Genomic DNA, 17764 nt, shown 5'->3' on the forward strand with positions numbered 1-17764 from the left:
CGGAACCAATCCGGCGATGTAGACCGCCCAGACAGGAACGCAGCGCAGTATCTGGTTCAGCTTGTGCATGACCTCAGTAGTATTCCCTGAGATCCATGCCGTCATAAAGCCCTGCGACCTCTTCTTCGTAACCGTTGAACATCAGTGTTGGTTGTCGCTTGGCAAACAACCCGCCGCCGATGCGGCGTTCCGAGGCTTGGGACCACCGCGGATGATCCACGGTCGGGTTCACGTTGCTGTAGAACCCGTATTCACGCGGGTTGGCCATGTTCCAGCTGGTTGGCGGCTCTTCTTCGGTCAGAGTGATGCGTACGATCGATTTGATCGACTTGAAGCCATATTTCCATGGAACCACCAGGCGCAGCGGGGCACCGTTCTGATTGGGGATCGGGCGGCCATAGATACCCGTTGCCATGATCGTCAACGGATGCATGGCTTCATCCAGCCTTAGACCTTCCCGATACGGCCAGTCCAGAACCGGATATGCAACGCCCGGCATCTCGTCGGGGCGCAGCGCGGTTTCGAAGGCCACGTATTTCGCCCCCTCCTGCACACCCGCCATGTTCAGCAGATCGGCCAGCTCGAACCCGTTCCACGGCACGACCATCGACCAGGCCTCGACACAGCGGAACCGGTAGATGCGTTCTTCGATCGTCATTTCGGACATGATGTCCTGGAAATCATACTCTCCCGGGCGGTCAACCAACCCGTCAATCGTGACGCTCCATGGTTCGGTCTTGAGGGTATGGGCGTATTTCGCAGGGTCGTCCTTGCGGGTCCCGAACTCATAGTAGTTGTTGTAGGAGGTGATCTCTTCCCACGTGTTCTGCTCCAGCGCATCTTCCGCATCGGCACGGCCCGCGATCATCGCCAGTCCCGATCCGGCGAGTCCGGCCATGATCTGTCGGCGGTTCAGGAACGCCGCCCGCGGGGTCGTATCGGCATGTGTCAGGGTGTTGATCCAGCGGTGCGCCATTCCGTTCTCCGTTCATCTACAAAAATCAGCCTTGAATTAGCCTCGTTTTAGCACCGGACCAACGCAACTTGCGTCACGATTGAGAGACGGGACTGTAACGAAGCCTGCGCTGCATTCCCGTCGCGCACAGACGAACACCTGTTTGGAACGGCATCAACGGGATGGAAGCTGCACATCCGATAAGGTATCGCCGAAACAACCAGAGACTGTGTGAAGGCCGCCCCGTGTTACTGACCAAAACCATTCCTTTGTCCCTTTCGATCCTGTGGCGCTTTGCGGTGACGTTCCCGATCCTGCTCATCGGCCTTTTTCTGTACGGCGCGTTGGGTGGCGTGATCGGGTTTGTCATCGGGTTGATCCTGCCCGGAACACTGTTCATTGCAACCTTCCTGATCAGCGCCTCATCCGGCGTGATCCCGATCATGGTCGGCGCCCGGTTCGGGTTCCAGTCGAAACTGATCCGACCCGGTGTGGGCTATCGCAAGCTGATCGTTCCCGCCATTGCCTATGGCGCGGCGGAGTCCCTGGCGATCGGCCTGATCCTTGCGCCAGTGGTCGGGTTGGCCTTTGTTCAGGTCGCGCCCAATCTGGTCGATCTGACCAAGACCCCCGAAACACCGGCACTGGACTGGCTGACCTCGGCCGGCGCGTCGGTTTCGGTGGCGGGCCTCGTCGTCACGGTTGCGGTATTCACGGTAGCCTCGGCTGCGCGGGCCAGTCTGCTGGTTCCCCTGGCTGCGGCGGCCTTGGGCAGCGATCCTGACGACCGACCTTATACACCCTTCCGCAATCTGGGTGCGTCCTTCTGGCCGCTCTTTGCTTTGGTGGCCATCAGCTATGTATCGATGATGGTGCTTTACGTCCTCGCCTTTCTGGCCGTGGCCTTCGTGGCGGGGCTACCAGCGTTGGCAACGTCCGTTACCGAAATCGAAGGCCTGTTCCGCGGTGGCGCCATCGAAAACCCGATCTGGCCTGCAGTGGCCTTGTTTCTCAGCTTTATCCTGGTCGGGCTTTGGGGGCTGAGCCTGCAATCCGCGGGTGCGGTATTGGCATATCTGAAACTGCAGGGCGGGCGCCCCAGCCGCCATATGGTGGATCCGGCCCAGCGCATGGCTCCGCCGGCACCACCACCATCGCCCGAGTCCGGTCCGCGCCTGAGTGCCGACGACTTGCGAGCATTGCGCAAAAGCCGTCAGAACCACGACTGATTGGTGCGCATGAAAAAGGCCCGCCATTTCTGGCGGGCCTTTCCTGTTTCAGCCAAGCCGCAGGTTAGTGGACCACGGCCTCGTCCGGGCGCGGGCGGTCGCTGGTGCCCAACCGGTCGCCGATGATCAGACCATCGGGTCCGGCAGTTACCGGCACGGTGTCGCCATCCCGGATGTCGCCGGCCAGCAAAGCCTCGGCCAGCGGGTTCTGCAGGGCACGCTGGATCACGCGCTTGAGCGGACGCGCCCCGAAGACCGGGTCGTAGCCTTCGTTGGCCAGCCACTCCTTGGCGGCATCGTCCAGCACAAGATCGATCTTGCGCCCGGCAAGCCGCTTCCGCAGGCGGGACAGCTGGATGTCGACGATTGCATCCATGTCCGACCGCTGAAGCCGGTCGAAGATGATGGTCTCATCCAGACGGTTCAGGAACTCGGGCCGGAAATGCGCCCGGACCGCGTCCATCACGTCGCGCTTGGCCTGCGCCGTGTCGGCCCCTTCGGGCAACTGGCTGAGCGCCTGCGACCCAAGGTTCGAGGTCAGCACGATCAGCGTCTGCTTGAAGTCGACCGTGCGGCCCTGACCGTCGGTCAGCACACCGTCATCCAGCACCTGCAACAGCACGTTGAACACGTCCGGATGCGCCTTCTCGACCTCGTCGAACAGCACCACCTGGTACGGCCGGCGACGGACGGCTTCGGTCAGAACGCCGCCTTCCTCATAGCCGACATAGCCCGGCGGGGCACCGATCAGGCGGGCGACGGCGTGTTTCTCCATGAACTCGGACATGTCGATCCGCACCATCGCGTGTTCGTCGTCGAACAGGTATTCGGCGACGGCCTTGGTCAGCTCGGTCTTGCCCACACCGGTCGGGCCGAGGAACAGGAACGAGCCCAGCGGGCGGTTCTCGTCGTTCAGACCGGCCCGGGCCCGACGCACGGCATTGGCCACGGCGCGCACGGCCTCGTCCTGGCCGACCACGCGGGCATGCAGCGCTTCTTCCATGCGCAGCAGCTTTTCGCGCTCGCCTTCCAGCATCTTCGAGGTCGGGATACCGGTCCAGCGTTCGACCACGGCCGCGATCTGTTCAGGGCGTACCGTCTCCTTGGCCATGACCGCGTTGCTTTCCTGGCTTTCAGCCTCGGCCAGCTTGCGCTCCAGTTCGGGGATCACGCCATAGGACAGCTCACCGGCCTTGGCCAGGTTGCCCTCGCGCTTGGCGATCTCCAGCTCGGCGCGCGCCTTGTCCAGCTGTTCCTTCAGCTCGCGGGCGCTGGCCAGCTTGTCCCGCTCGGCCTGCCACTGGGCGGTCAGCTCGGCGGATTTCTCCTTGAGCTCGGCCAGTTCCTTCTGCAGCGCTTCAAGCCGATCTTTCGAAGCCGCGTCATCTTCAAGCTTCAGCGCCTCTTCCTCGATCTGGAGCTGCAGGATCTGGCGATCCAACTGGTCCAGCTCTTCGGGCTTGCTGTCCACTTCCATGCGCAGACGCGAGGCGGCCTCGTCCACGAGGTCGATCGCCTTGTCGGGCAGGAAGCGGTCGGTGATGTAGCGGTGCGACAGGGTCGCAGCCGACACCAGCGCCGAATCCGAGATGCGCACACCGTGGTGCAGCTCGTATTTCTCCTTGATGCCGCGCAGGATGCTGATCGTGTCCTCGACCGTGGGTTCCTGCACGTAGACGGGCTGGAACCGGCGGGCAAGGGCCGCGTCCTTCTCGACGTATTTGCGGTACTCGTCCAGCGTGGTGGCACCGATGCAGTGCAGCTCGCCCCGCGCCAGCGCGGGCTTGATCAGGTTGGCCGCATCCATCGCACCGTCGGACTTGCCGGCACCCACCAGCGTGTGCATCTCGTCGATGAACAGGATGATCTCGCCAGCGGCGGCGGTGACCTCGTTCAGAACGGCTTTCAGGCGTTCCTCGAACTCGCCACGGTATTTCGCACCCGCGATCAAGGCACCCATGTCCAGCGCCAGCAGCTTTTTGTCCTTCAGCGATTCCGGAACGTCGCCGTTCACGATGCGCAAAGCCAGACCTTCGGCGATGGCGGTCTTACCCACACCAGGCTCACCGATCAGAACCGGGTTGTTCTTGGTCCGACGCGACAGAACCTGCATGGCGCGGCGGATTTCCTCGTCGCGGCCGATGATCGGGTCGATCTTGCCCTCGCGGGCGGCCTCGGTCAGGTCGCGGGCGTATTTCTTCAGCGCGTCATAGCCTTCTTCGGCATTGGCGCTGTCGGCCGTGCGGCCCTTGCGGATGTCGTTGATCGCCTCGTTCAGCTTCTGGGCGGACACGGCACCGGCTTCCAGGGCCTCTTTGGCTTTGGATTTGACGATGCACAGCGCCATCAGCACGCGCTCGACCGGAACGAAGCTGTCGCCGGCTTTCTTGGCGATCTTCTCGGCCTCGTCCAGAACCTTGGCGGTCTGACCGTCCAGATAGACCTGGCCCGCGTCGCCGCTGACCTTCGGGATCTTGGCCAGGGCAACATCCAGCGCCTCGACCACGCGCTCGGGCGCGCCGCCCGCACGTTTGATCAGGTTGCTGGCCAGCCCCTGGTCATCATCCATCAGTGCTTTCAGAATATGCTCGGGAGCCAGTCTCTGGTGTCCCTCGCGCAGCGCAATGGTTTGCGCCGCCTGCACGAAACCTCGTGCACGCTCGGTGAACTTGTTCAAGTCCATGGCATTCTCCTTTTCCAAGCGCCCGTTAAATTTGCGCCTGCTTGGCAGCACGCAATGGTCCGGGCCTCATGGATCAATTTGGGAAATGTTCCCGCTGCTTCAAGAGGGTAGCGGGTGAAAAAAACGCTCAGCCCCGGGGAATCGTATAGACGGTATAGCCGCCGGTTTCGGCCACCTGCTGAGCATTCTGCATTTCGCCCAGCGACTGCGCGGCGGCGCTGCCGGTGGGGCACGAGACAAGGTCGGCCGTGTGGTCCAGGAAATTGACGGCAAAGGCGGTTTCGCCGGTCAACTGGCACCAGTCATCCTCGGACCGATAGCCGCCGACCAGGTACAAATCGTCGTTGGTGGGCGGCGGGGCAGCGCCCGTCTCGGGTTGTGGAGGGGTGTCTTCACAAGCGGCGAGCGCGGCCACGGCGGCCAGCGGAAATATGTGCTTCATGGTCTGTCCCTATTGGTGCAATTTTTGGTCCTGAATGGCGGCACCATAGCACAGTTGGGCCAAAGCGGGGAAACCAGGGCCTCCCCTGCCAGCCGTGGGGGTCAATCGCCCTCGATTTCCCGGATCAGCTTTTTTGCAACGTCGTCGCCCTGCTCGGCCGCAAGACGGTAATATTTCAACGCGCCTTCGATCTCGCCCGCCTCGTGCAGCAAACGGCCAAACTTGCGCTGCGAGGCCATATGGCCAAGCTCGGCCGCCCTGCCCCAGAGCACAAAAGCCGCCTGCGTGTCCTGGGGCACGCCGTCTCGCCCGTGATAGGTCAGCGACCCCAGATTATGCAGCGCCACGACGTCATCCTCTTCGGCGGCCTGGAAATAATACTCCAGCGCCTTTTCGATATCCTTGGGATATCCGTTCTGGCCGGTTTCGTAGATCAAGCCCAGATGCACCGCGGCATCGACGTTTCCGTGATCGGCGGCCCGCTCCAGATAGTCGACCGCGCGGTCCATGTCCTGTGCGACATGCGTGCCGTCGCGATGAAAGATGCCCAGGCGGACCATAGAAGGACCATACCCATAAAACGCAGCCCGTTCATAATACTCGAGCGCCTTGTCGATATCGGGCGCGACACCATCGCCGTGTTCATAGCCGTATGCCACGTTGTGCATCCCCATGGACAGGCCGGCATCGGCAGCCGCCATGTACCACCCGAACGCCGTTTCATCGTTTTCGGGAACGATCTCACCCTCGTTATAGAGCGAAGCGAGCGTGTTCATCGCCAGCCCGCTGCCTTCCATTGCTGCCAGCTCCGAAAATTCGAGCGCCATTTCCAGCTTGCCGCCTTTCATCAGCGCCCGGCCGAACGCGGCGACGACCTCGGCATCGACATTCTGGTCTTTCAGCAGCAGATCGGCACAGATCGCCATCGCATTCTCGGCGTCCATGTCCGCCCATTCCACCCCGTCGAAATAAGGCGACTGGCCCGGAGCGGCAGCGGCCATCAGGCACTGATATTCTCCATCCGAATAGTCGGGCTCGTATGGCGGATCGTCGGGGTCTGGTTCCGGCCGGGGTCGCAGGTCGGTCACAAGCAGGCGTCGTGTCTCTTCTTTGGGGGCGCTGACCTCCTCCGGTTCAGGTGAGCCTCCATTGAATTCGGCCAGTTGCTCGCGTGCAAGCTGCGAGTAAATCGGGCACTCCGCATAGACCTCGGCAAAGCTTTGGATGGCTGCTGCCGACCCGCTGTCCTTGACGTCCGCCCAGACCAGTCGGGCCTCGCCGCAATCGGTTTCGCCGGCCCAGACAGCGCCCGCCCCGGCCAAAACAGCTGCCGAAGCCATCACACCCAACCGTATCATCCTGTACTTCCCTGCGTCTTTTCTTGTCTGATTGCGCCGCACGCTCTACAGAAGCGCCGATCCCGTCAAGCCTGAAAGGTCGAAACAATGCCCAAAGCCCTGCCCCAAACCGCAGATGACCGCCTGATCGTCGCCCTCGACGTACCCAACGCACTGGAAGGGCTGAAAATGGCCGCGACGCTGGGCGACGCGGTATCGTTCTACAAGATCGGTCTGGGCATGCTGACCGGTGGCGGGTTGGCCTTGGCAAACGAGCTGAAGCAGGAGCACGGCAAGCGCATCTTTCTGGACATGAAGCTGTTCGACATCGGCAACACGGTCGAGAATGCCGTGCGGGGGCTGGCGCAGTTCGATCTGGATTTCCTCACCGTGCATGGCGACCCCCACGTGGTGCGTGCCGCCAAGGAAGGCGCGGCAGGCAAGGATCTGAAGATCCTGGCGGTGACCATCCTGACCTCGCTGAACCGTGACGATCTGGATGCAGGTTTGATGAAGTCCGGCGACATGCAGGACATGGTTCTGGAACGCGCGGCCCGCGCATTCGAGGCCGGCGCCGACGGCGTGATTGCCAGTCCGCAAGAGGCGGCCCTGATCCGCGCCCTGCCCCAGGCCGAAGGCCGACTGATCGTCACCCCTGGCGTGCGGCCGTCCGGATCGGACCTTGGCGATCAGAAACGCGTCGCGACACCCGCCGCCGCAATCAATGAAGGGGCCGATCACATCGTGGTCGGGCGGCCGATTTATCAGGCCGCCGACCCCAAAGCTGCAGCCGACGCCGTACTGGCCGAGTTGCGTTCGGTGTAACCTTTCGAGGGCAAGTCGCGTCAAATCACCATTCCAGAAGCACGATTTGGCCCGCAAGCGGTTGACCTTGCGTCACTTTTGGCCGCGGCCGCGCCAAATTGCCTCTGTGCCCCAAAACACACATGAAAAACACGAGTTTTGGGACCTGCTTCGTAGGCCTATCGAAATCGACATTTTTGGGCGATTCTGATCAAGAGACACTCCCCAACGGGCCGCGTCTTCCTGAGGCCCGTTACCTCCCCCCGCGAAACTGCGGGGGGTCTTCTTGTCGGCCCCACCTTTTCGTTCAATCGCTTTGCGCTGCAGCGTGCGGTGTTGTACTTTTGGCACCTCGGCCAGACCGCTCATTCACGGTGCCCGTGGAAAGGAAATGATGCCCGCTCTCTGTCGCGATTGCCTTGCCAGTCTTCACGACGAACGGCGCTGCCCCTCCTGCGGCAGCCCGCGGGTGTTGCGGCATCCAGAGCTGTTCAATCTGACCATCGCCCATATGGATTGCGATGCGTTCTATGCCTCGGTCGAAAAGCGCGACAACCCCGAACTGGCGGACAAGCCGGTGATCATCGGCGGGGGACGGCGTGGCGTGGTGTCAACGGCCTGCTATGTGGCGCGTATTCGCGGCGTGCGCTCGGCCATGCCAATGTTTCAAGCACTGAAACTATGCCCCGATGCAGTGGTGATCAAACCGCGCATGTCCGTCTACGTCGAGGTCTCACGGCAGATCCGCGCGATGATGGACGAACTGACACCGGATATCGAACCCCTGTCACTGGACGAGGCGTTCATGGACCTGTCAGGCACCCAGCGACTGCATGGCGCGCCGCCCGCGGTGATGCTGGCACGGCTGGTCAAACGCATGAAAGACGAACTGGGCCTGACCGGCTCGATCGGGCTTTCGCACAACAAGTTTCTGGCCAAGGTGGCGTCCGACCTGGACAAACCGCGCGGGTTTTCCGTGATCGGCATGGCGGAAACCGCCGAGTTTCTGAACGACAAGCCGGTGCGGTTGATCTGGGGCATCGGACCGGCTGCGCAGGAGTCACTGGAACGGGCCGGCATTCGCACATTCTCGGACTTGCTGCGATGGGATCAAGAGGCCCTCACGGCGCGCTTCGGCTCGATGGGCTATCGGCTGTGGCACCTGGCCAGAGGGCAGGACAAGCGGCGCGTTTCGGCCCACGAGCCGATGAAGTCGATCAGCAATGAAACAACGTTTTTCGAGGACACCGCCAACCCCGACATTCTGGACGGCCACCTTTGGCGCATGGCCGAAAAGGTGGCCGACCGTGCGAAGGCCAAGGGGCTGGCCGGGCGGGTCGTGACGCTGAAGCTCAAGAAGGCCAACCACAAACTGCTGACCCGCCGGGTCTCATTGCGGGATCCGACACAGATGGCCGACCGCATCTACCGCACCGCCCGCGGGCTGTTCGATCAGGTCGGCGATCAAGGCCCCTATCGTCTGCTGGGCTGCGGATTGTCAGACCTGTGCGCCGAAGATCAGGCCGACATATCGGGCGACCTGCTGGACCCCGGGGCCACGCAACGCTCGAAAGCAGAGCGTGCGACCGACGAGATCCGGCGAAAATATGGAACTGATGCAATCGTGAAGGGCCGAGCGCTGCGGTAGCTCTTCCTATTCGGCGGCCAACCGTGCCGGCTGAGAACCAATTCGGGCGATATCCGCGATGACTTCTTCCAGAATATCCCTGAACGCCAGGAAATTGGCGTTGGGCTCGATCGTGTTCTCATTCATGTAGAGCGCCCGGTCGATCTCGATCTGAATCGCATGCTGATGGCGGGCAGGACGCCCGTAGGTCTGGGTCACGTACGCCCCTGCAAAGGGCGTGTTCCGGGCCACTGTCAGACCGGCGGACGAAAAGGCCGCTTCGATCTGATCAACAATGACGCCCGATGCCGAGGCACCAAACCGATCCCCCAGCACGATCTCGGGACGGCGCCCCTTGGGGTTCCCGGCCATGGCAACGGCCTCGTGCGGCATCGAGTGGCAGTCGATCAGAATGGCCTGTCCAAACATGTCGATCGATTCGGCCAAAAGAGACTTCAGGCGGGCGTGATAGGGGCGCCAATAGGTGTCGATGCGCAGGCGCGCTTCGTCCATCGTAAGTTTGCCGCTGTAGATTGCGCGACCGTTGGACACGACACGGGGGATCACGCCCAACCCCGATACCACGCGCGGGTTGTGCCCTTGACGGCGCGCGCCCAGAATCAACGCGGGATCCAGTTCCTCGGCGCTGCGGTTGAGGTCAAGGAACGCGCGCGGCATCTGCGCCGCAATCAACGGTGCGCCATGGATCGAGGCGGAAGCGAACAGTTGATCGACAAAGGCATCTTCGGAAGAGCGAATCACATTGCGGTTCAGAACCGAACGATCCAGAAAGCCCGGCAAATAGTTCCGACCGCTGTGTGGCGAAGAAAAAACAACGCACGACGTGCGTTCTGCGGGCATTTCCAAAGCGTATGCGGCGCTGTGCATGGCCTCTCCTTCTTTGCCGATAACATAGACCGGAAAATTGTTGGACCAAACCCCTTGAACCCCTTCGCGACTCCTTTTATAGACCCCTCCACCGGCGCGGAGATCCGCGCCCCGTTTCGTTATGGGGCAGGATACGCAAAGGGAAAGTGGGCGGTTAGCTCAGCGGTAGAGCACTTCGTTGACATCGAAGGGGTCACAAGTTCGATCCTTGTACCGCCCACCATCGTTTCACTGTTTCGGGTCTGACCCGGGGCACCCGCTAACCCAGGCGCTGGCCACGTCCTTGATGAAGGCGCCGCAGAATTGGAGAGAGACCATGAAGGTCAAGAACTCGCTCCGCTCGCTCAAGAACCGGCACCGCGACTGCCGGGTTGTGCGTCGCAAAGGCCGCGTCTATGTGATCAACAAGACGCAGCGCAAGTTCAAAGCTCGTCAGGGCTGAGAACGGCAAATCGCTGTTTCAAAGAACCGCGCCTCCGGGCGCGGTTTTTTTGTGCCGCGCGCCGAGACTGACCGTTCGTGTTAGGCTGTCGAAAACAGCCGGGAGCGCGAAACGGATGAAACACCCTTGCATCGACATACTGGTGGGCACCACCAAGGGTGCCTTCGTGATCATCGGAGACCGGGAGCGCGCATCTTGGCGCGTTACGGGTCCGCATTGCGGTGGCTGGCCCATCAACCACGTCGTCGGAGATGACGAAACCGGGACACTCTGGGCCGGCGGTGGCGGCGACTGGCACGGAGCCGGCGTCTGGCGCTCCGAGGATGGGGGTCAGAGCTGGGAGGTCACCAAGCTCACCCGGGGGCAGCAGGACGAGTGGGCCGCAAACGATCCCGATTTTGCCGAGTTGATCGGGTGGACCGGAGAAGCAGCACCGTTCGGCGATGAGTTCTCGCAGATCTGGTCGCTGCATCATACGGGCGGGGCATTGTACGCGGGAGCAAAACCGGCGCGGTTGTTGGTCAGTTCGGATGCTGGGCAGACCTGGGAAACGGTCAATGGCCTGACCGATCACCCCTCAGCCGAAGACTGGTCACCGGGGGCCGCAGGCTTGGTGCTGCATACGATCGTTTCCGAACCAGACGATGCGCAAAAGCTGTGGGTGGGCATATCGGCGGCCGGAGTATTCGCCTCGGAAGACGGCGGCACTACGTGGGAGCGGCGCAACCGGCTGTCGAACGCCGAGAGTTGCGGGCAGCACGACCATCCGGCCGCGCCGCGGGACGGTCAAATCGGTCATTGCGTACACAACATGGTCCGGGCGCCCGGCACCAAAGGGCTGCTGTATCAACAGAACCATCATGGCGTCTGGCGTTCGTCCGATGGCGGGCGCAGCTGGGACGATATCTCCGGCGGGTTGCCGTCGACCTTTGGATTCCCAATCCACGTCCATCCCCACGATCCCGATACGATCTGGACCATTCCCCTGAATGGAGACAGCATCGGACGGTATCCGCCGGATGCGGCTGCGGCGGTCTGGAAATCGACCGATGGTGGCCAAAGCTGGACCGCTTGTCGCGAAGGGCTGCCGCAGACCAGCTGCTTTTTCACTGTTCTGCGCCAGGCGATGGCAGGAGATTGTCGTGACCCTGCGGGTGTCTATTTCGGAACCAACAGCGGCTCGGTGTTTGCAAGCGCCGACGAAGGCGAAACCTGGACCGAGATCGCCAGGCATCTGCCGACCATTTTGTCGGTCGAGACAATTCAACGCGCGCGCTAACCATCCCAGCCCGGCGCACCCAAACACGCTGCGGCAAATTAGACCAAGTAATTTTGTCGGATTTTCTTGCATCCCGCCCGAAATCGTTTAATTGAGCAAATCAGTCGGGAAATACCCCGCTCATGAGATTCGACAACCGGGACATCCACAGATGAAAACCACGAGCTTTATCGCCGCCGCACTGTCGGCCCTGATCGCCGGATCGGCCGCCGCTGAAGGCGAGCTGAACCTGTACTCCTCGCGCCACTACGACACCGACGAGCGTCTCTACACCGATTTCGAAGAAGCCACCGGCATCAAGATCAACCGCATCGAAGGCAAGGCCGACGAGCTGATCGCACGGATGGAAGCGGAAGGCGCGAACTCGCCCGCCGACATCCTGCTGACCGTTGACACCTCGCGCTTGGCACGGGCCAAGAACGCGGGCTTGCTGCAGGCGGTCGACAGCGAAGTTCTGGAAGAGCGCATCCCCGCCAACCTGCAGGACGAAGACAACCAGTGGTTCGGCTTCTCGCAGCGCGCGCGCATCATCTTCTACGACAAGAATGACGTAACCAACCCTCCGGCCACCTACCTGGATCTGGCCGACCCTGAATACAAAGGGCTGGTTTGCATCCGGTCGTCCAGCAACACCTACAACCAGACCCTGCTGGCCTCGATCATCACCCATCACGGCGCCGAAAAGGCCAAAGAATGGGCCGAGGGAGTCGTGGCCAACATGGCGCGTGAACCTCAGGGCGGCGACACCGATCAGCTGCGGGGAATCGTGTCCGGTGAATGCGAAATCGCCGTGTCGAACTCGTACTACTTTGCACGTGCTCTGCGCAAAGACGTCAAGGGCCTGTCGGACAGCGTCGACATGATCGGTATTCAGTTCCCCGCGCAGGATGCCGAAGGCGCACACATGAACCTGTCGGGTGCGGGCGTCGCGGCCCATGCCCCGAACAAGGACAATGCGGTCAAGTTCCTGGAATACCTCGCCAGCGATCAGGCACAGGTCTACTTCTCGAACGGCAACGATGAATTCCCCGCCGTCCAAGGTGTTGAGCTGGCCGAGAACGTGGCCGCTCTGGGTGAATTCAAGGCCGATGAAGTGAACCTGTCTGAAGTCGCCAAGAACATCCCCGAGGCCCAGAAGATCTTCAACGAGGTTGGCTGGAAGTAAGCCGCCATCATATCGAGCAGTTGAAGGGGCGCAGCACAGGCGCCCCTTTTTATTTGATTTATTTCTGCTACATTTCTCATTATCGAAACTTATTCTCGGATATGAGAAATGCTAGACAACCTGTCCAGCCGCCTCGCGCGCCATCTGAGCGACCTGCGCCGCAGTCGGGGCTGGTCGCTTGAACAACTCGCGCAGGCCAGCAGTGTCAGTCGGGCCACCCTGTCGCGCATGGAGAAGGCCGAGGTCAGCCCGACGGCCGAGAATCTTGGCCGATTATGCGCAGCCTACGGGCTGCCTATGTCGCGCCTGTTGATGATGGTCGAGGACAGCTTCGACCCCAAGGTTCCTTACGAACGGCAGATCGAATGGCGCGACCCCGAAACCGGGTTCACGCGCCGGTCGGTGTCGCCCCCCTCGGCGGGGCTGACGGGCGAGGTTCTGGAATGTCACCTCCCACCCGGCACAACGATCACCTATGACGCACCGCCTCGTCCCGGGCAGGAACATCACTTGATCGTGCTGGATGGCGCACTGACCCTAACCGTTGATGGAACGTCCCATGCGCTGAACGGGGGTGATTGCCTCCGCTATCATCTGTCGGGCGCGACCCGCTTTGAAACCGAGGCGTCCCGCGGCGCCCGCTACATTCTGGTGCTGATATGATTACACGCCTGACCGAAACGACTTTTGACCAGGCGGTGGAGGATCTGGCGGATATCCTGCATGGCTGCGTGCACACCGGCGCCAGCATAGGGTTCATTCTGCCGTTTTCCCGTGACGCCGCGCGCGCCTATTGGCAGGAGCGCGTGCGCCCGGGGCTGTCAGCCGGAGAGCTGGATCTTTTCGTGGCCTATGGCGACGGACGCATCCAAGGGACGGTTCAGCTGATTCCGGCTGCGATGCCCAACCAGCCGCACCGCGCCGATGTGGCCAAGCTGCTGGTGCATCCCGACGCACGGCGGCGCGGGCTGGGCCGTGCCTTGATGCACGCCCTGCAAAAGCGCGCCACCGAACTGGGCAGAACCCTTTTGGTGCTGGACACGCGCAGCACCGACCCGTCGCGCATCCTGTACCAGAGCCTGGGCTTTGAAACTGCCGGAGAGATTCCCGGCTATTGCCGCAACCCGTTCGAACCCGTGTTCGAACCCACCACCTACATGTACAAGGCGCTGGGCTAACGCAGCACCAGGTCGGCAGCGCCCGAGTTCTGCACCACGCGTCGGGCGTTGGGAATGTCATTGGCAAAGGCTCGGCGCTCGGCTTCGTCGCGCGGCAGGCCCAACCCGATCCAACGGTCCAGCAGGCGCGCCTCGAGTGTCGGCAGGGGCACGTCCAGAAACACGGTCAGCGCCCAGTGGTCGCGCAGGTCGTTCCATCCCGGTTCGTCCAGCAGGAGATAGTTCCCTTCGACGATCACCACCTGCTGGTCGCGGGTCACGAACGAACAGGCTGCGATGGACTTGTCGAGCACGCGGTCGAATTCGGGCACGGCGACCTCGTATTCGGCCTGAAGGCGGCGCAACAAGGCGTGAAAGCCCGGCAGGTCGAATGTCTCGGGCGCACCCTTGCGCGGTAGCAGATCGCGTGCCATCAGGATCTGGTTGTCATAGTGGAAACCATCCATCGACAGCAGCCCGGTCGGAATGCCGCGCCCCTGCAGCGCCTGTTGGGCAAGAGCGGCCACGGTGGATTTCCCCGCACCCGGCGGCCCGGCCACGGCAACAAGCTGGCGCGCTTCGCCGTCCGCCAGCCCGGCTGCGGCGTCGGCGATCCGCTCGGCCAGCGCCTGTGGCGATGACCCTTCGGCCGTCATGCCGCGCGATCCTGTTCCGGGGGCTCTTTGGCACCCGTCATGAAGGCCACGGCATCGGACATGGTGTAGTCCTTAGGGTCGATCACGCAGAGCCGCTTGCCCAACCGATGCACATGGATGCGGTCGGCCACTTCGAACACATGGGGCATATTGTGGCTGATCAGAATGATCGGAATGCCACGCGATTTCACGTCCTGGATCAGTTCCAGAACCCGCCGGCTTTCCTTGACGCCAAGCGCCGCGGTGGGTTCATCAAGGATGATGACTTTGGACCCGAACGCCGCGGCCCGGGCCACGGCCACACCCTGACGCTGTCCACCCGACAGAGTCTCGACCGCTTGGTTGATGTTCTGGATCGTCATCAGCCCCAGTTCGTTCAGCTTGTCGCGCGCGAATTTCTCCATCGCCGGACGGTCGAGCATCCGGAACACCGAACCCAACGGTCCCTTGCGCCGGATCTCGCGCCCCATGAACATGTTGTCGGTGATCGACAGGGCGGGCGACATGGCCAACGTCTGATAGACCGTTTCGATCCCGGCTTCGCGCGCGTCGATGGGCGAGTGGAAATCGACCTTGCGGCCTTCCAGCCAGATCTCGCCCTCATCCGGGGCGACGGCACCGGAAACCGCCTTGATCAAGGTCGATTTACCCGCGCCGTTGTCCCCGATCACGGCCAGGATCTCGCCCGGCATCAGGTCAAAATCGCAATGATCCAGCGCCGTGACCTTGCCATAGCGTTTGACCAGATTGCGCCCTTTGAGAATGGATTCCATCACGCTGCTACCTTTCTGATCCACTGGTCCACGGCCACGGCGGCGATGATCAGCATGCCGATAAGAAGGAAAGTCCACTGCGCATCCGCGCCCAACAACCGCAGGCCGAGGGTGAACACGCCGACGATCAGCGCCCCGAACAACGAGCCGAGGATCGACCCGCGCCCCCCGAACAAGGAAATGCCTCCGATCACGACGGCGGTGATGCTTTCGATGTTGGCCAACTGCCCCGAGGTGGGCGAGACCGAGCCGATGCGCCCGATCAGCGCCCAGCCGGCAAAGGCGCAGATCAGCCCCGACAGCATGTAGACCGACATCAGCGTGCGATGCACATTCACGCCCGACAGCTCGGCCGCCTCGGGGTCGTCGCCCACGGCATAGACATGGCGCCCCCACGCGGTATGCCGCAGCGCATAGGCCAGCACCAGGATCAGCACCAACATGAAGATCACCCCGACCGTGAACACCGCCCCGCCGACATTGAACTTGGCGCCGAACAGCTGAAGGATCGGGGCGTTGGCCTCGATTTCCTGCGACCGGATGGTTTCATTCTGTGAATACAGGAAGTTGGCGGCCAGTACGATCTGCCACATGCCCAGCGTCACGATGAAGGGTGGCAGCTTGACCCGGCTGACCAGGAACCCGTTCACCGCGCCGATGGCGGTCCCGATGGCCAGACCGCACAGGATCGCCACCGTGGGCGGCAGACCATAGCGGAAGGTGAACTGACCCATCACCACCGAGGACATGACCATGATCGCGCCCACGCTAAGATCGATCCCGGCGGTCAGGATCACAAGACTCTGGGCGGCGGCGACGATGCCGACGATCTGCACCTGTTGCAGGATCAGGGTCAGTGCGAATGGCGAAAAGAACTTGGCCCCAAGCAAGGCGCCGAAAATCAGGATCGCCGCGACCAGAACGATCAGCGGCACCAGCGACGGGTTCACATGCAGAAAGTGTTGGACTGTCCCCATGAAACCGCGGTGGTGATCTTCGAATTCGGCAACTTGTTCCGGGCTGCCTTTGGCCGCGGCTTCGAAGTCGTCGGACTGTCTCGATGTGTCGGACATCAGTGAGGTTCCCCCATGCGTCAAGCTCCCGTCTTGGGGCGACTCTAGCAAAATTTCGGGTGAGGTCGTGGTTCAATTCAGGGGCCGCGCGCTTCGGCCCCTGAAGGGTTCAGATCAGCCCCAGCAGAGGTCCATGCCCTCTTTGACCGAGATCGACTCGACGCCATCGGCCGGCTTGTCCGTCACCAGCGCAACACCGGTGTCATAGAAGTCCTTGCCGGGTGTGTTCTCGGGCTTCACGCCCTCGTCGGCCCATTTCTTGACCGCCTCGACGCCAAGCGACGCCATCAGCAGCGGGTATTGCTGCGAGGTCGCACCGATCACACCGTCGGCCACGTTCTGCACACCGGGGCAGCCGCCGTCGACCGAGACGATCAGCACGTCGTTTTCGCGGCCGATGGCCTTGAGCGCCTCATACGCACCCGCGGCGGCGGGTTCGTTGATCGTATAGACCACGTTGACCATCGGGTCCTTGGCCAGAAGGTTCTCCATGGCTTTGCGGCCACCCTCTTCGTTCCCGGCGGTGACGTCATGGCCCACGATGCGCGGGTCGGTTTCGTCGCCCCATTTGTTCGGGTCGCCCAGGTCGATGCCGAACCCCTGCAGGAAGCCCTGATCGCGCAGCACCCCGACCGAGGGCTGGCTGACTGCCAGATCCAACATCGCGATCTTCGCATTCTGGGCTTCGTCTCCCAGCGTGGCCGCGGCCCATTTGCCGATCAGCTCGCCCGCCAGAAAGTTGTCGGTTGCGAAAGTCGCGTCCGCCGAGTCGATCGGTTCGAGCGGTGTATCCAGCGCTATGACCAGAACACCGGCGTCGCGCGCCTGCTGGACGGCCGGAACGATCGACGAGGTATCGGATGCGGTCAACAGGATACCCTTGGCGCCGTCCAGAATGCAGGTCTCGATCGCCTGCACCTGAGTCTCATGGTCGCCGTCGATCTTGCCGGCAAACGCCTTGAGCGTCATGCCCAGCTCTTCGGCCTTGGCGGTGGCCCCCTCTTTCATCTTCACGAAGAAGGGGTTGGTGTCGGTTTTGGTGATCAGGCAGACCGTGTCCTGCGCGGCGGCAGCGCCTGCCATGGCTGTAAAGGCCAGCGCGGTCGCGCCAGCAAATGCTGAAATCTTCAAGGCTTTTCCTCCCAATATCTCCGATACCCGACGGGCATCTAAGGAATCCGAACGGATTTCTTCCGGCTCCCATGCGTCAAACCATCCGGTGATTCTCGGGTTCTGTCAATAAATAAATCACTC

The 17764-nt window shown here is 62.1% G+C and carries 18 protein-coding genes and 1 tRNA gene (1 of these 19 cut by a window edge); 9 read left to right on the forward strand and 10 right to left on the reverse strand.

The features are described from left to right. Window positions 1-69: the 5' end (the start) of a protein-methionine-sulfoxide reductase heme-binding subunit MsrQ gene (msrQ, locus tag ACR3EK_RS12510; protein WP_480633545.1), read on the reverse strand. The gene continues 546 nt to the left of window position 1, outside the view; 69 of the gene's 615 nt are visible here — the first part of the coding sequence; its start codon is at window positions 67-69; its stop codon lies off the left edge, out of view. Between the two features lie 4 nt (window positions 70-73). Further along, the gene (gene msrP / locus ACR3EK_RS12515; RefSeq protein WP_480633546.1) at window positions 74-976 is read right to left on the reverse strand and encodes a protein-methionine-sulfoxide reductase catalytic subunit MsrP; all 903 of its coding nucleotides are present in this window, start codon (window positions 974-976) and stop codon (window positions 74-76) included. A 224-nt stretch (window positions 977-1200) separates the two neighbouring features. On the opposite strand from msrP, the gene ACR3EK_RS12520 reads away from it, so the two are divergent. Further along, window positions 1201-2184, forward strand: a complete 984-nt coding sequence (locus ACR3EK_RS12520) for a hypothetical protein (RefSeq protein WP_170368111.1) — start codon at window positions 1201-1203, stop codon at window positions 2182-2184. Between the two features lie 64 nt (window positions 2185-2248). On the opposite strand, the gene clpB is transcribed toward ACR3EK_RS12520, so the two are convergent. The 3 genes from clpB to ACR3EK_RS12535 form a co-directional block, all read right to left on the reverse strand. Then, window positions 2249-4867 carry an ATP-dependent chaperone ClpB gene (gene clpB / locus ACR3EK_RS12525; protein WP_170392456.1) on the reverse strand — a complete coding sequence of 873 codons (2619 nt, stop codon included), beginning with the start codon at window positions 4865-4867 and terminating at the stop codon, window positions 2249-2251. 127 nt (window positions 4868-4994) lie between these two features. Further along, a complete protein-coding gene (locus tag ACR3EK_RS12530; RefSeq protein WP_480633547.1) occupies window positions 4995-5309 on the reverse strand; it encodes a hypothetical protein in 315 nt (104 codons plus the stop codon). A gap of 101 nt (window positions 5310-5410) precedes the next feature. Continuing rightward, the gene (locus ACR3EK_RS12535; protein WP_480633548.1) at window positions 5411-6667 is read right to left on the reverse strand and encodes a tetratricopeptide repeat protein; all 1257 of its coding nucleotides are present in this window, start codon (window positions 6665-6667) and stop codon (window positions 5411-5413) included. Between the two features lie 87 nt (window positions 6668-6754). Here ACR3EK_RS12535 and pyrF point away from each other — a divergent pair, with 87 nt between their 5' ends. Further along, a complete protein-coding gene (gene pyrF / locus ACR3EK_RS12540) occupies window positions 6755-7471 on the forward strand; it encodes an orotidine-5'-phosphate decarboxylase (RefSeq protein ID WP_480633549.1) in 717 nt (238 codons plus the stop codon). 373 nt (window positions 7472-7844) lie between these two features. Further along, entirely contained in the window at window positions 7845-9098 is a 1254-nt protein-coding gene (locus tag ACR3EK_RS12545) for a DNA polymerase IV (RefSeq protein ID WP_480633550.1), read from the forward strand. A 6-nt stretch (window positions 9099-9104) separates the two neighbouring features. Here the strand turns inward: ACR3EK_RS12545 and ACR3EK_RS12550 are convergent, their stop codons facing one another. Further along, a complete protein-coding gene (locus tag ACR3EK_RS12550) occupies window positions 9105-9965 on the reverse strand; it encodes an N-formylglutamate amidohydrolase (RefSeq protein ID WP_170392450.1) in 861 nt (286 codons plus the stop codon). Between the two features lie 148 nt (window positions 9966-10113). Between ACR3EK_RS12550 and ACR3EK_RS12555 the strand changes: the two genes are divergently transcribed. The 6 genes from ACR3EK_RS12555 (at window position 10114) to ACR3EK_RS12580 (ending at window position 14029) form a co-directional block, all read left to right on the forward strand. Continuing rightward, a tRNA-Val gene (locus ACR3EK_RS12555) sits at window positions 10114-10188 on the forward strand. A gap of 93 nt (window positions 10189-10281) precedes the next feature. Next, window positions 10282-10407, forward strand: coding sequence for a type B 50S ribosomal protein L36 (ykgO, locus tag ACR3EK_RS12560; protein WP_005648635.1), 126 nt, complete (start codon window positions 10282-10284; stop codon window positions 10405-10407). 115 nt (window positions 10408-10522) lie between these two features. Continuing rightward, window positions 10523-11686, forward strand: a complete 1164-nt coding sequence (locus tag ACR3EK_RS12565) for a WD40/YVTN/BNR-like repeat-containing protein (RefSeq protein WP_480633551.1) — start codon at window positions 10523-10525, stop codon at window positions 11684-11686. A gap of 151 nt (window positions 11687-11837) precedes the next feature. Further along, window positions 11838-12851 carry a Fe(3+) ABC transporter substrate-binding protein gene (locus ACR3EK_RS12570; RefSeq protein WP_170589788.1) on the forward strand — a complete coding sequence of 338 codons (1014 nt, stop codon included), beginning with the start codon at window positions 11838-11840 and terminating at the stop codon, window positions 12849-12851. 108 nt (window positions 12852-12959) lie between these two features. Beyond that, window positions 12960-13514, forward strand: a complete 555-nt coding sequence (locus tag ACR3EK_RS12575) for a helix-turn-helix domain-containing protein (RefSeq protein ID WP_170392444.1) — start codon at window positions 12960-12962, stop codon at window positions 13512-13514. Beyond that, window positions 13511-14029, forward strand: a complete 519-nt coding sequence (locus tag ACR3EK_RS12580; protein ID WP_480633552.1) for an N-acetyltransferase family protein — start codon at window positions 13511-13513, stop codon at window positions 14027-14029. Before ACR3EK_RS12575 ends, ACR3EK_RS12580 begins: the two co-directional genes overlap by 4 nt. Here the strand turns inward: ACR3EK_RS12580 and ACR3EK_RS12585 are convergent. The 4 genes from ACR3EK_RS12585 to ACR3EK_RS12600 all read right to left on the reverse strand — a co-directional run bounded on the left by ACR3EK_RS12585 (window position 14026) and on the right by ACR3EK_RS12600 (window position 17593). Further along, window positions 14026-14664 (reverse strand): nucleoside/nucleotide kinase family protein, encoded by a 639-nt coding sequence (locus tag ACR3EK_RS12585; RefSeq protein ID WP_480633553.1) that lies wholly within the window; start codon window positions 14662-14664, stop codon window positions 14026-14028. The two genes, ACR3EK_RS12580 and ACR3EK_RS12585, sit on opposite strands and share 4 nt — an antisense overlap. Next, window positions 14661-15437 carry an ATP-binding cassette domain-containing protein gene (locus ACR3EK_RS12590; protein WP_480633554.1) on the reverse strand — a complete coding sequence of 259 codons (777 nt, stop codon included), beginning with the start codon at window positions 15435-15437 and terminating at the stop codon, window positions 14661-14663. Before ACR3EK_RS12590 ends, ACR3EK_RS12585 begins: the two co-directional genes overlap by 4 nt. Then, the gene (locus ACR3EK_RS12595; protein ID WP_093965462.1) at window positions 15437-16510 is read right to left on the reverse strand and encodes an ABC transporter permease; all 1074 of its coding nucleotides are present in this window, start codon (window positions 16508-16510) and stop codon (window positions 15437-15439) included. The genes ACR3EK_RS12590 and ACR3EK_RS12595 overlap by 1 nt, the downstream gene beginning before the upstream one ends. Window positions 16511-16624: 114 nt before the next feature. Then, on the reverse strand, window positions 16625-17593 hold the full coding sequence (locus ACR3EK_RS12600) for a sugar ABC transporter substrate-binding protein (RefSeq protein WP_093965461.1): 969 nt from the start codon (window positions 17591-17593) through the stop codon (window positions 16625-16627). Window positions 17594-17764 lie beyond the last annotated feature (171 nt).

It is taken from the genome of Ruegeria sp. BC8 (genome assembly GCF_056535705.1).